General features: G+C 75.9%; 11 protein-coding genes. All 11 read right to left on the bottom strand.

All coding sequences use genetic code 11. From position 1 onward, the window contains the following. Window positions 1-64 precede the first annotated feature (64 nt). A complete protein-coding gene (locus tag E4A51_RS14680; protein WP_070318861.1) occupies window positions 65-409 on the bottom strand; it encodes an Lsr2 family protein in 345 nt (114 codons plus the stop codon). Between the two features lie 83 nt (window positions 410-492). Then, window positions 493-660: a hypothetical protein gene (locus E4A51_RS18420; RefSeq protein ID WP_167748928.1), complete on the bottom strand. Its 168-nt coding sequence runs from the start codon at window positions 658-660 to the stop codon at window positions 493-495. 22 nt (window positions 661-682) lie between these two features. After that, window positions 683-2,149 carry a lysine--tRNA ligase gene (lysS, locus tag E4A51_RS14675; protein ID WP_240696509.1) on the bottom strand — a complete coding sequence of 489 codons (1,467 nt, stop codon included), beginning with the start codon at window positions 2,147-2,149 and terminating at the stop codon, window positions 683-685. Between the two features lie 87 nt (window positions 2,150-2,236). After that, a complete protein-coding gene (gene nadC / locus E4A51_RS14670; RefSeq protein WP_134852212.1) occupies window positions 2,237-3,235 on the bottom strand; it encodes a carboxylating nicotinate-nucleotide diphosphorylase in 999 nt (332 codons plus the stop codon). 152 nt (window positions 3,236-3,387) lie between these two features. Continuing rightward, window positions 3,388-6,615 (bottom strand): endo-1,4-beta-xylanase, encoded by a 3,228-nt coding sequence (locus tag E4A51_RS14665; RefSeq protein WP_134852211.1) that lies wholly within the window; start codon window positions 6,613-6,615, stop codon window positions 3,388-3,390. A gap of 117 nt (window positions 6,616-6,732) precedes the next feature. Beyond that, window positions 6,733-8,481, bottom strand: coding sequence for an L-aspartate oxidase (locus E4A51_RS14660; protein WP_134852256.1), 1,749 nt, complete (start codon window positions 8,479-8,481; stop codon window positions 6,733-6,735). Between the two features lie 78 nt (window positions 8,482-8,559). Continuing rightward, entirely contained in the window at window positions 8,560-9,027 is a 468-nt protein-coding gene (gene panD / locus E4A51_RS14655; RefSeq protein WP_070318858.1) for an aspartate 1-decarboxylase, read from the bottom strand. Then, entirely contained in the window at window positions 9,024-9,983 is a 960-nt protein-coding gene (gene panC, locus E4A51_RS14650; RefSeq protein WP_134852210.1) for a pantoate--beta-alanine ligase, read from the bottom strand. The genes panD and panC overlap by 4 nt, the downstream gene beginning before the upstream one ends. Then, entirely contained in the window at window positions 9,980-11,035 is a 1,056-nt protein-coding gene (locus tag E4A51_RS14645) for a Rossmann-like and DUF2520 domain-containing protein (RefSeq protein ID WP_087508389.1), read from the bottom strand. Before E4A51_RS14645 ends, panC begins: the two co-directional genes overlap by 4 nt. Further along, window positions 11,032-12,639 carry a PH domain-containing protein gene (locus tag E4A51_RS14640; RefSeq protein ID WP_134852209.1) on the bottom strand — a complete coding sequence of 536 codons (1,608 nt, stop codon included), beginning with the start codon at window positions 12,637-12,639 and terminating at the stop codon, window positions 11,032-11,034. The genes E4A51_RS14645 and E4A51_RS14640 overlap by 4 nt, the downstream gene beginning before the upstream one ends. After that, complete coding sequence (locus E4A51_RS14635) at window positions 12,636-13,154, bottom strand: PH domain-containing protein (RefSeq protein ID WP_070318855.1); 519 nt, start codon at window positions 13,152-13,154, stop codon at window positions 12,636-12,638. Before E4A51_RS14635 ends, E4A51_RS14640 begins: the two co-directional genes overlap by 4 nt. Window positions 13,155-13,198 lie beyond the last annotated feature (44 nt).

The raw sequence follows: 13,198 nt of genomic DNA, 5'->3' as shown, positions 1-13,198 counted from the left end.
GGCACCCGCGGGTGCCGGCCCCTTCGTGCTGCGTCGCGCGACCCCCTGGGCGACGCGGCGACGCTCAGTGCGCGTCGTCGTAGGCCTTCTTGACCTCGGCCGAGATGCGGCCGCGCTCGGAGACCTGGTAGCCGTTGGCCTTGGCCCACTCGCGGATCTCCTGCGCCTCGTTCGAGCGCGCCGAGCGCGACGACGTGGAGGTGGCGCGGCCCGCCGACCGGCCCGAGGAGCGACCGCTGACCTTGCGGGCGTTGGCGACCCACTGCGCGAACGCGTCGCGCAGCTTCGCGGCGTTCTCCGACGTGAGGTCGATCTCGTACGTCACGCCGTCGAGACCGAACGTGACGGTCTCGTCCGCCGTCCCGCCGTCGACGTCGTCGACCAGCAGGACCTGCACCTTCTGTGCCATGAATGCTCCCGGACAATGGGGGATTTGAGCTGACGCGCTCACTGTCTCACCCGACATTGAGCGCGTCAAACGCAACCCTCGAATTACGGGGCTTCTGTGCGCCCGCTGTGCTCGTGCTCGGCGTCCATCCGTGCGATCGCCTGCCGCTCGGAGCGGTCGGCGTTGATGATCGCCCGCATCGAGAACCAGAAGATCAGCCCGACGCCGACCGACGGCAGCAACGCTGCCAGAACTGCACCCCAGCCGTTCACGGACCCTCCCACGGTGACAACGTCAGACCTGCGGCTTCACGAGAGGGAATGGGATGGTGTCACGAATACCGTGACCCGTCATCGCGATGAGCAGCCGGTCGACGCCCATCCCCATGCCGCCCGACGGCGGCATCGCGTGCTCCATCGCGGCGAGGAAGTCCTCGTCGATGCGCATGGCCTCGTCGTCGCCGCGCGCCGCGAGCAGCGCCTGCGCCTCGAAGCGCTCGCGCTGGACCACGGGGTCGACGAGCTCGGAGTACGCGGTCGCGAGCTCCATGCCCCGCACGTACAGGTCCCACTTCTCGACCAGGCCGCGCTCGGTGCGGTGGTCACGCGTCAGCGGCGACGTCTCGACCGGGAAGTCGCGGACGAACGTCGGCGCCCACAGGGTCGCGCCGACGTGGTGCTCCCACAGCTCCTCGACCATCTTGCCGTGGTTGCGCTGCGCGGGCGCGAGCTCGACCTCGGCGGCGTCGAGCAGCGCGAGCAGCCGCTCGTCGGACGTGTCGTGCGTGATCTCCTCGCCCAGCGCCTCGGACAGCGAGCCGTACATCGTCAGCGACGTCCACGTGCCGCCCAGGTCGTACTCGCTGCCGTCGGCGAGAGTCACGACGGTCGTGCCCAGCGCGTCGAGCGCGGCGGTCTGCACGAGGTCCTGCGTGAGGGCCGCCATGGTGTCGTAGTCGCCGTAGGCCTCGTACGCCTCGAGCATCGCGAACTCCGGCGAATGGGTCGAGTCGACGCCCTCGTTGCGGAAGTTCCGGTTGATCTCGAAGACCCTCTCGACGCCGCCGACCGCCGCGCGCTTGAGGAAGAGCTCGGGCGCGATCCGCAGGTACAGGTCGATGTCGAACGCGTTCATGTGCGTCTCGAACTGGCGCGCGGCCGCCCCCTCGGGGCGCACCTGGAGCATGGGGGTCTCGAGCTCGAGATATCCGCGGCGGTAGAAGTTCTCCCGCAACGACCGCACGACGGCCGACCGCAGCCGCACCATCTCGCGCGCTCCCGGACGCACGATCAGATCGACGTAACGCTGCCGGACACGCGCCTCCTCGGACATCTCGGTGCCCTCGTAGAGGTTCGGCAAGGGGCGGATCGACTTGGCGGCCATGCGCCATTCGTCGGCCATCACGGACAGCTCGCCGCGTCGCGAGGCGATCACGCGGCCGTGCACGAAGACGTGGTCGCCGAGGTCGACGTCGGCCTTGAACGCGGCGAGCGCGTCGGCGCCGACCTCCTTCTCCGACAGCATCGCCTGCAGGCGCGTCCCGGCGCCGTCCTGCAGCGTCGCGAACGCGAGCCTGCCGGTGTTGCGCAGGAACACGACGCGCCCGGCGACGCCCACGACGTCGTCCGTCTCGCTGCCCGGCTCGAGGTCGGGGTGCGCCGCGCGCACGTCCTCGATGGTGTGCGTGCGCGGCACGGACACCGGGTAGGCCTCGACGCCCGACGCGAGCAGCCGCTCGCGCTTGGACCGGCGCACGCGCATCTGCTCGGGGACGTCGTCCACGGCGGGCGTCGCCGCGTCGGCGGCGTTCGGGTCGGCGGGTGCGGTGCGTTCGGTCACCCCGGGATTCTACGGGCGAGCGCGGAGCTCCCCCGCGTCCGTCGCGGCGCCCGGTGCGACGACCGAGCGCGGGTCGAGGTCGAGCGCGACGTCGAGGATCGGCGACGAGTGCGTGAGCGCGCCGACCGACAGGAAGTCGACGCCCGTGAGCGCGACCTCGCGCGCCCGCTCGAGCGTGAGGTTCCCCGTCGCCTCGAGGTCGACGTGCCCGGTGGCGGCCTCGCGGGCCCGCACGCGCGCGACCGTCGCGGCCAGCACGTCGGTCGGCATGTTGTCGAGCAGCAGGAAGTCGGCGCCCGCGTCGAGCGCCTCGTCGGCCTGCTCGGGCCGGTCGACCTCGACCTGGACCGCGACGTCCGGGTGGCGCTCGCGCACCGCGCGGACCGCGGACGCGACCGACCCCGCCGCGACCACGTGGTTGTCCTTGACCATCGCGACGTCGTACAGGCCCATGCGCTTGTTCGTGCCCCCGCCGCACCGCACGGCGTACTTCTCGAGCGCCCGCAGCCCCGGCGTCGTCTTGCGCGTGTCGAGGACCTGCGCGCCCGTGCCCGCGAGCGCACGGGTCCACCGGTGCGTGTGGGTCGCGACGCCCGACGCGCGCGAGACGAGGTTGAGCAGCGTGCGCTCGGCGACGAGCAGCACGTGCGTGGGGCCCGTGACGGTCGCGAGCACCGCACCCGCGTCGACCACCGCACCGTCGGCGACGTGCCACACGACGTCGGCGTGCGGGAGGCCGAGCCGGTCGGCGACCTGGTCGAGCACGACCGGCACCACGACGAGCCCCGCGACCGCACCCGCCTCGCGCGCGACGACGTCGGCGCCGCCGCGCGCGGCCCGGTCCACCGTCGACTGCGTCGTGACGTCACGCCCGGGCGCGGCGCCCAGGTCCTCGTCGAGCGCGACCGCGACGAGCCGCGCGATCGCGCCCGCGTCGGGGCCCGGGTCGCCGGGCAGGACGGGCGAGGCGGGCCGGGCGGGGGCGGCGGGCGTGGGTGCGGCGGTCACCGGGACACGGTAGCGGCGCGAGCCGGCGGCCCACCGGCGCAGCCGCGCGCGACGCCCCGGGCACGACGAGGCCCCGCCGGACGTCGGGAGGGGACGTCCGGCGGGGCCGGTGCCGGGGTGACCCGCAGGTCACCCCGGCGCCGCTGCCACGGTCAGCGCCGCAGCAGCGTCTGCCGCACCGTCGCGGGGGTGAGCCCGCGACGACGCGCGACCACGAGCGTGGTGCCCGTGCCGGCGAGGAGCAGCGCGAGCAGCCCCAGGCCGAGCCCGGTCCCGGTGACGGCGAGGCTGCCGCCGGCGCCGGTGCTGCCGGTGCCCGTGCCACCGGCCGACCCGGTGCCACCACCGCCGTCGCCGCCGCCCGTGCCGCCGTCGCCCGGGGCCGCCGCGAGGACGGTCAGGGCGGCGTCGGCCAGCGGCGAGCCGTCGACCGACGCGACCAGCAGGTACACGCCCGGCGCGGTGGTCGCCGGCACCGTGAGCGTCCCGACGGCCGACCCACCCGGGTCGGTCGTCAGGGTGCCCAGCACGACCGGGCCCTCCGGCGCGGCGGCCGCGCCGACGCCGCCGAGCCCGCCGCGCGCGGTCGCCCCGGCGTCGAGCGCCAGCACGACGTCGGTCTGCGGCGCGAACCCGGCGAGCTCGACCTCGACGCCCTCGCCCGCGCGGACCTCCTGGCTGCCGAGCGTGACGCGCGGCCCCTCCGGCTCCACCGGGCCCTCGACGAGCCTGGCGACGCCCCAGCGGGCGGTGGACTGGTAGCCCTGCCCCGTCGGGTCGGCCCAGTTCGTGATGCCGATGCGCGAGCCGCCCGCGGCGTCGTTGACCTGGAAGTCGACGCCGTGCACGGTGTCCGCGCCGCCGAGACCCATCAGGTCGATCGCGACCTCCACGACGTACCCCGTGCCCGTGGCCGCGGTCGCGGTGCGCACGCGGTCGGCCTGCTCGGCCGGGCCGTTGCCGAACGACACCGCGTTGTCGGCCCCGACGCGCAGCTGCATGTCGGTCGGCAGGTAGGCGCCGTTCTTGCGGTTGCCCAGGTCGAGGTAGATCTCGACCGAGTCCTGCTCCCACGGCTGCGTGGCGGTGCTGTCGACCGCCGGGTCGGTGACCTCCGCGAGCACGAACAGCGTGTCGGTGTCCCACAGCGCGCGGACCTCGGCCGTCGCGGTGCCGCTGCCCGAGACCTGCTTGCCGGTGACGACCGGCTCCAGGCCCGCCCAGACCTCGTCGACGTCGCCGTCGACGTCGGGCACGTCGGCCGCGGCGTACGGGATCTCCAGGTACGACAGCGGCTCGACGAGCGCGAGGGACCCCGCGCGGCCGGACCACGACGTGATCTGCTCGCCCTGCACGACGCCCACGTTGAAGGCGAGCACGTCGCCCTCCTCGGCCCCGGTCAGGGGCACCTGGACGACCACGCGGTACCCGTCGCCGTGCGCGGCCCAGACCGCGGGCAGGTCGCCCTGGCCCTCGCGCGGCACCGCGTACGTCGTCGTCCCGACCGTGACGCGGACCGCGTCGGTGCCCGCCGGGACCTGCGCGAGCACCGTCAGCGCGTCGGCCGTCCACCGCGTCTGCAGACCGCCGGCGACGCCGTCCTCCCCGATCGGGGAGAGCGGGAGCTGCTCCCACTCGGGCGCCGAGGCCGCGGCGTCGTCGAGCGCGACCTGCCCGCCGAACGACTGGCCGGACGCGATGCGCCCGGGCAGCTCGAGCCCGGCCGCGCCGTAGTACGCGGGCTTGCCCTGCAGGCGGTCGTCGAACAGCAGCGGGGCGCCGTTGTCGTTGACCCAGCTGCGGCCGTCGAACAGGCCCCACACCGTGACCGAGAAGAGCGACGCCGCCTTCGCGCGGAACAGGTCGAAGGCGTCGCGGTAGTAGTAGCCCTGCTCGATGAGCCGCGCCTCGGTCACGGGCGTGCCCGTGGCGACGTCGAGCTCGGTGACGGCCTGCGTGACGGGCAGCGCCTCGAAGCGCGTGAGCGCCGCCTCGAGGGCCGAGACCGGCGTCGAGAGGCTCACGTGGAACTGGTGGCCCACGCCGTCGACCGGCACGCCGCGCTCGAGCAGCCGCGAGACGAGCGCGAAGTAGCGGTCCTGCTTGCCGATCGCCTCGGTGCTGTAGTCGTTGATGAACAGCGTCACGGGACGGTCGGAGCCGGCGGCCGCGTACTCGTCGTTGAACGCCTCGTCGGCGTACCGGAACGCGAGGTCGACGAACTCCTCGCCGAGGATCTGGAACCAGGCCGAGCGGCGCATGCCGTCGGGGTTCTCGCCGCCGTCGGCGACGACCTCGTTGACGACGTCCCACGCGACGAGCGGGTTCGACTCCGAGCCGAACGGGCCGTACGCGTCGGCGATCGTCTCCGCGACCGAGAAGATGTGCTGCCGCATGCGCTGGCGCAGCAGCTCCTGGTCCTCGGGGCTCGACGTGAGCTGCACGCCGTCGTCGTCGAGGAACATCCAGCCCGGGTTCGCGGGCGTGCCCGTGTTGGGGTCGGCGTCCGTCTGGCCGGGGTTCTGCCCGTGCCACACCAGCACGTGCCCGTAGACGCGCAGGTCCTCGGCCACCGCGGTGTCGAGCAGCGCCTTGGCCTGCGGGTCCATGCGGAAGTTCCGGTCGGCGTCGTACCAGGCGTACGGCTTCATGTGGTTCTCGGCCGTGATCTGGTTGAAGTGCCGCGTCACGAGGTCGCGCGAGGCGCCGAGCGTCTCGCGCTGGTCGATGGCGACGCCCATCGGCCAGGGCACCTCGCCCCGCAGCGGCGGCAGGTCCTCGACCGTGACCTGCGGGGTCGCGATCGTCACGTCGTCGAGCAGGAACGTAGAGGTGTTGCCGGCGTTGCCGCCGTCCCACTGCGTCTCGAGGTAGAGCTCGGCGGCGGTGCCGAACTCCGGCATCGTGAAGATGCCGCCCACGCGGGTCCACTCGGTCGTCACGCCCGTGAACGTCGCGACGTTGGAGTACGCGACGGTGCCGTCGGTGTCGGTGCGCGCGCTGAGGACGAGCGTGCCCGGGTCGGCCTCGAACCGGAGCCACGCCTCGTACTCGTACTGCGCGCCGGGCGTGAGCACGTCCGTCACGGGCAGCTGGATGCCCTGCCCCTGGTGCACGCGGTCGGAGACGCGCGCGGCGTGCTGGCCGGAGTGCGCGCCGGTCGTCACGACGTCGACGGTCGGCGACCCCTCGCCGGTGGCGCGGGGCTCCCAGCCCTGGAGCGTGCCGTCCTCGAAGTCGAAGACGAGGTCCACCTGGGCGGGCGCGTCGGCCGCGACCGCCGCCGATCCCAGCGTGACGGCGGGTGCCACGACGAGCGCGGCCGCCGCCACCCCCACGCCGATAGTTTCGAGGACACGATGGTGTCTGAGACGACGCATTGACGCTCCTTTGCGCACGAAGTCGGATCTCGCCGGATCAACGTACGGGGGATCTGGTCGCCTGACCAGAGGCGTCGTCGCGATGCCGCGACTTTCGTTGCAGGATCGAGATCGAAACTATCGAGAGTCGTCGGACGACACGCCGTCGGACGCCGGGCCCGACGTCCCGACGACGACGCCGCCGCCGACCGCCGCGCGCACCCCCACCCGCACGCGCCACGCGTCCCGCGGCGCCGGGTGGTCCGCGCGGGCGTGCCCGCCCCGCGACTCCTCGCGCGCCAACGCCGCGAGCGACAGCACCGTCGCCACCTGGTGCACGTTCGTCGTCTCCCACTCGGCGAGCTGCGGCTCCCCCAGCGGCCGGCCGTCGTCCCGCCGGGCCTGCGCGTCGGCCGGGATCCGGCCCAGCGCGTCCAGCGCGCGGCGCAGGCCCTCCGCCGAGCGCAGGACGCCCGGCCCGTCGGTCGCCACGCGCTGCACGCGCGCCCGCGAGGCCGCCGCCACCAGCGCCTCGTCACCCGGCCGCACGACCGGCTCGACGCGCGGCAGGAACCCGCCCTCGACGCGCCCCGCCACGTCACGCGCCGCGCGGTGCGCGAACACCAGGCCCTCGAGCAGCGAGTTCGACGCGAGCCGGTTGGCGCCGTGCACGCCCGTGCACGCGACCTCGCCGACAGCGTACAGACCGCGCACCGAGGACCGTCCGTCGAGGTCCGTCACGACGCCCCCCGAGTGGTAGTGCTGCGCCGGGGCCACCGGGACCAGGTCCGTCGCCGGGTCGATGCCGTGCTCGGCCAGGCGCTCGTGGATCGTCGGGAACCTGCGACGCAGGAAGTCGCCGCCCAGGTGCCGCGCGTCGAGCCACACGTGGTCCGACCCCGTCGCGGCCATGCGCCGCACGATCGCGTGCGCCACGACGTCGCGCGGCGCGAGCTCCGCCAGCTCGTGCACGTCGGGCATGAACCGCACGCCGTCCGTGTCGAGCAGCAGCGCACCCTCGCCGCGCACCGCCTCCGACACGAGCGTGAGCTGGCCCTTCACGCCCGCCCCCAGCCACAGCACCGTGGGGTGGAACTGCACGAACTCCAGGTCGCCCAGCAGCGCACCGGCCCGCAGCGCCGCCGCGATGCCGTCGCCCGTCGCCTGCGCCGGGTTCGTCGACGAGCGGTACACCTGCCCGATGCCGCCGGTCGCGAGCACCACCGCGGGCGCGAGCGCCGCGCCGACGCCGTCGCGCGAGCCCTCGCCGATGACGTGCAGCGTGACGCCCGCGACCGGGCCCGGCGCACCGTCGGGTCCCGGCGCGCCCGTGAGCACGTCGAGCACGAGCGCGTGCTCGATCACCTCGATGCCCGGGTCCTCGCGCACCGCCTCGATCTGCGCGACCAGCGCGCGCGAGATCTCCGCGCCCGTCGCGTCGCCGCCCGCGTGCGCGATCCGGTCGGCCCGGTGCCCGCCCTCGCGCGTCAGGCTGAGGACGCCGTCGGGACCGGTGTCGAACACCGCGCCGCGCGCCACGAGCTCCCGGACCCGGCGCGGCCCCTCGGTGACCAGCGTCTCGACCGCGCGCGGGTCGCACAGCCCGCCGCCCGCCAGGAGCGTGTCGCGCAGGTGCGCCGCCGGCGAGTCCGCGGGGTCGAGCGCCGCCGCGATGCCGCCCTGCGCCCACACCGTCGACCCCGACGACAGCACGCCCTTCGTCACCAGCAGCACGCGCCGCACGCGCGTGCGCAGCTCGAGCGCGGCCGTCAGGCCCGCGACGCCCGAGCCGACCACCACGGCGTCGGCCTCGACCGACCAGCCGGGGTCGGGCGCGGCCAGGCGCGTCGCGACACGGACGGGGGGCAGGTCGGGCAGGAGCGGCACCGCGGGCACGCACGGACACTAACGCGGCCGCGCCCCGGGTCGGCACCACGGTCGGACCGCGGACCGCCCGGCGCGGGCTCAGTCCTCGCGCACGACCGCCGCGCGGCCCTCCGCGAACGGCAGACCCGAGGGCACGAGCCCCGACTCCGCGGTCCACGCCTCGGGCACCTGGCCCGGGTCGTCGCCCGTGTCCACGATCCGGTTGGCGGCGTCGACGAGCACGACGTGCGGCGAGTACGTCCGCGCCTCGGCGTCCGACATCGCGCCGTAGGCGATGACGATGACGACGTCCCCCGGGTGCACCAGGTGCGCGGCCGCGCCGTTGACGCACACCTCGCCGCCGCCCGGCTCGCCCGCGATCGCGTACGTCGTCAGGCGCGAGCCGTTGGTCACGTCGACCACGTCGACCTGCTGGCCCGGCAGCACGTCGGCCGCCGCGAGCAGGTCCGCGTCGATCGTGATCGACCCGACGTAGTGCAGGTCGGCGGCCGTCACGGTCGCGCGGTGGATCTTGCCGGTCATCATCGTGCGCTGCAGCGTGGTCACGCGGCACCTCCGTGCGTGCGGCCCGCGGCCGGGGCACCCACGGGTGCCCCTCGCAGCGCGAGCGGGGCGTTGTCGATCAGGCGGGTCGCGCCCACGCGGACCGCGAGCAGCAGCAGCGCGTCCGTCGTGGTCGGGCCCGCGGGCGTGAACGTCGCGGCCTCGACGAGCGCGACGTAGTCCACCGCGTCGTCGGCGGCGAGGCGTTCGTCGAGCACGGCGCGCGTCGCCGCGAGGACCTCGTCGGGGCCGGCCCCGTCCTGCGCGGCACGCGTCCCGGCCGCGAGCGCGGCCGACAGCGCGAGCGCGCGTCCACGCTCGTCCGCGGTGAGGTACGCGTTGCGGCTCGAGCGCGCGAGCCCGTCGGCCTCGCGCACGGTCGGCTGCGCGACGACGTCCACCGGCACGTCGAGGTCGTGCACCATGCGCCGCACCGCCGCGAGCTGCTGCGCGTCCTTCTGACCGAACACCGCGACGTCGGGGCGCGTGAGGTGCAGGAGCTTGAGGACGACCGTGAGCACGCCGTCGAGGTGCCCGGGGCGCGAGGCCCCCTCGAGCACGTCGCCGAGGCCGCCCGCGACCACGCGGACCGTCGGGTCGCCGTCCGGGTAGACGACGTCGACGGTCGGCGCGAACACCACGTCCTGCGCGCGCAGCAGCCCCGGCCCGGTGAGCAGCGCGACGTCCCCCTCGAGGTCGCGCGGGTACCGCGCGAGGTCCTCGGTGGGCCCGAACTGCAGCGGGTTCACGAAGATCGTCACGACGACCGCGTCGGCGAGCTCGCGCGCACGCTCCACCAGCGCGAGGTGCCCCGCGTGCAGCGCGCCCATGGTCATGACGACCGCACGCCGGTACGGACGGGCCGCAGCACCGTCCGGCCGGGGCGCGGCGTCCTGCGCGGCGAGCGCGGCGGCCAGCGCCGCGCGGTCGCGCACGAGCGCCGGGTGGGTCGTGGTCATGCGTCCTCCTGCGGCGGGGTGCCGCCGTCGTCCTGCGGGGCCGGGCCGGTGCCCGACGGGCCGTCGGGGCCCTCGCCGGGCCGCTCGTCCCCCTCGTGCAACGCGGCCGGGGCGCCGATGATGCCCGCGAGCGCGTCGAGCACCGCCTGCGCCGCGTCGGGGCCGACGAGCCCCGCACCGAGCGCGCGGGCCGCGGCCGCGCGGGCCAGAGCACCGTACCCCGCCGGCACGTCGACCGCCCCGCTGGAGGTCCCGAGCGCCGACAGCACCGCGACGTGGTCGGCGACCGTGCCCGCGTCGCCGCGCCGCACGGGCCCCGTGAGCGCGGCGATCGCGCCCGGACCGCCGTCGCCGGACGCGTCCTCGGCGCGCAGCGCACCGTCCAGCGCCGCGTCGAGCAGCGGGCGCAGCGCGCGCCCCGGCTCGGCGACGCCCGCCTCCCGCAGCGCCTGCGCGGCCTGCGCGACCAGCACCACCAGGTGGTTCGCGCCGTGCGCGAGGGCCGCGTGGTAGAGCGGCCGCGCGTCCTCGGCGACGACGACGGGCTCGCCGCCGACCTCGACGACCAGCGCCTGCCCGATCGGCAGCACCGGCGCCGGCGCGGTCACCGCGAACGTGCAGCCGACGAGCCGCGAGAGGTCCAGCGAGGTGCCCGTGAACGTCATCGCCGGGTGCAGCGCGAGCGGGATCACGCCCGCGGCGCGCGCGGGCCCGAGCACGTCGACGCCGAACCGGCCCGACGTGTGCGCCACGATCTGACCGGCCTGCCACGCGCCCGTGCCGGCGAGCCCGCGCACGAGCGGCGCGAGCGCGTCGTCGGGCACCGCGAGCAGCACGAGCTCGGAGCGCCGCACGACCTCCGGCACGTCCAGCACCGGCACGCCGGGCAGCAGCGCGGCCGCACGCTCGCGCGACGCCTCCGACACCGCCGAGACGCCGACCACGGGGTGCCCCGCGGCGCGCAGCGCGCTGCCGAGCACGGCCCCCACGCGGCCGGCCCCGACGACGCCGACGCCGAGGCGCCCGGGCCGCGACGCGGGGTCGGCGCTCACGGCCGCGGGTCCGGCGACGCGGGCTCGGCAGGGGTGGCGGCCGGGGCGGCGACCGGGCGCGGCGGCTCGGCGCCCACGACCTGCCCCGCGCCGCCGAGGTCCGCCGACGCGGTCCGCATCCACAGCTCCGGGCCGGCCACGGCCCGCGCCTCGCGGGCACGACGCGCCTGCTGCTCGAGCAGCGCCGCCGCGACGTGCTCGTCGAGGTGCTCGACGCGCGGCGAGATCGGGCCGGGCGTCGAGTGCGCGACGAACGTCGCCACGCGCAGCCGACGCTGCACCGGCCCCTGCTCCAGGGCGAGGCTCTGCGTGCGCTCGTGCGGCACCACGACGACCGTGCGCCACCAGCGGCCCGAGCGCATGATCAGCGCCGTCCGGGTCACGAGCACGCCGTGCCGGCGGCGGCTCAGCGGGTCCACCCACCGCGCGCGCCGCGGCGCGGGCGTGAAGCCGCCCGCGTCGTCGACGCCGCGGAACGCCGCGTCGAGCGTGCCCAGCGGGTCGTCGACACCCAGGTCGGGCAGCACGAGCCACAGCGCGACGGCCGCCTCGGCGCGCGTCGCGACCGGGTGCAGCACGGACTCGGTCGTGGCCTCCGGCCCGTACCCCGCGACGTTGATCTCGACCTTCCACCAGTCGGGCCCGCGCCACAGCGGACCCTGCGTGAGCCGCACCGCCTGCACGCGGCCCGGCGGCACGGTCTGCGCGCGGGTCTCCGTGAGGCCGTGCCGCAGCCGGATGCCGTCGGGCGACGCCGCCGCACGGAACGTCGCACCCGTGTTGAGCCGGTTCCACACGTACCCGCCGACGCCCAGCAGGGCGGGGACGCCGACGAGCAGGCCTCCGAGGTCGTGGGTCACGACGCCCACGACGAGACCGCCGACCAGCGCGACGACGACGAGCCACGGCGGCACCGACCGCACGATCGAGTGCACGAGCCGGCCCATCGGCAGCTCGTACACCTGCCGCTCGGGCGCGGCCTCGAACGCGGCGGCACCGGCCGGGGCGCCGTCGGCGACGGGTGCACCGGCCGGGACCGCGCCCTGCGGGACCGCGCCGGCCGCGGGCTGCGGCGTGGCACCGCGCGGGCCCAGCCCCGCCGCGAGCGCGAGGATCTGCGCGCGCAGGGCCGTCGCCTCCGACTCGCGCAGGAACGCGAGCTGCACCGCGGAGCCGCTGCCGCCCGCGACCTCGAGGTTGAGCTGCGCGAGCCCCAGCAGGCGCGCGAGCAGCGGCTGCACGACGTCGACGGCCTGCAGCCGGTCGAGCCGCGCCTGCCGCTGCTGGCGGAACAGCAGCCCCGTGCGCAGGTGCACGGCCTCGTCCGTCACGGCGTAGCGCATGACGCGCCACGCGAGCGCCGAGTACACGAAGCCCACGACCCCGACCAGCAGCACCACGCCCAGCACCACGAGCCACGCGCGCCCGGGGCCGAGCGCGTCCATGATCTGCCGCAGCGTGTCGGACATCTGGAACCCGATGACGGCGACGAACGCCGCGACGACCTTCCAGCCGCGCAGCGCGGGCGTCACCGGGTGCAGCCGGCGCCAGTCGTAGCCCTCCTCGCCCGCCGACTCGGGGACGGGGTGCAGCGAGGTGCTCACAGGCCGGCCAGACGCGACTCGCCGCGCGACGCGAGACGGTCGCGCAGGCGCGCGGCCTCGGCCGGCGGCAGGCCCGGGATCGTCGCGTCCGTGCCCGGCGCCGCGGTGTGCAGCTGCACGGTCGCGATGTCGAAGCGACGGGCGAGCGGGCCGGAGCTCACGTCGACGTACTGCATGCGCCCGTAGGGCACGACGACGAGCTCGCGGAACATGATGCCGCGGCGGATCAGAAGGTCGTCGTCGCGCTCGGCGTAGCGCAGCGCGCGCACCTGCCGGTGCACGACGAGCGCACCCCACAGCAGGAGCGCCGCGAGCACGCCCGGCACGGCCCACAGCCACGCGATCCCCAGGGCCGCGGCCAGCACCGACGTCGGCACGAGCAGCACCACGGCCCACACCGCGAGCACGAGCAGGCGCGCGCCCGCCAGCCGGGGCGACACCGGCGTCCAGGCGACGTCGTGCAGGTCGAACGGGTCGGCGGCGGACGGCCCGGGGGCCGCGGCGGCAGTGGTCATGCCCCCATCCTCCCGCACCGGGGTGCCTCGCAGGTCACGACCGC

The organism is Cellulomonas sp. HD19AZ1 (assembly GCF_004535805.1).
GTDB lineage: Bacteria > Actinomycetota > Actinomycetes > Actinomycetales > Cellulomonadaceae > Cellulomonas > Cellulomonas iranensis.
The sequence above is the reverse complement of the archived record's forward strand: the minus strand, read 5'-3'. Positions and strand labels throughout refer to the sequence as shown.

Bases quoted from the DNA above. Each gene is read 5' to 3' on its own strand.
- E4A51_RS14680 (WP_070318861.1), bottom strand. From the start codon at position 409: ATGGCACAGAAGGTGCAGGTCCTGCTGGTCGACGACGTCGACGGCGGG.
- lysS (WP_240696509.1), bottom strand. From the start codon at position 2,149: ATGCGCGTGCGCCGGTCCAAGCGCGAGCGGCTGCTCGCGTCGGGCGTC.
- E4A51_RS14665 (WP_134852211.1), bottom strand. From the start codon at position 6,615: ATGCGTCGTCTCAGACACCATCGTGTCCTCGAAACTATCGGCGTGGGG.
- panC (WP_134852210.1), bottom strand. From the start codon at position 9,983: ATGACCACGACCCACCCGGCGCTCGTGCGCGACCGCGCGGCGCTGGCC.
- E4A51_RS14635 (WP_070318855.1), bottom strand. From the start codon at position 13,154: ATGACCACTGCCGCCGCGGCCCCCGGGCCGTCCGCCGCCGACCCGTTC.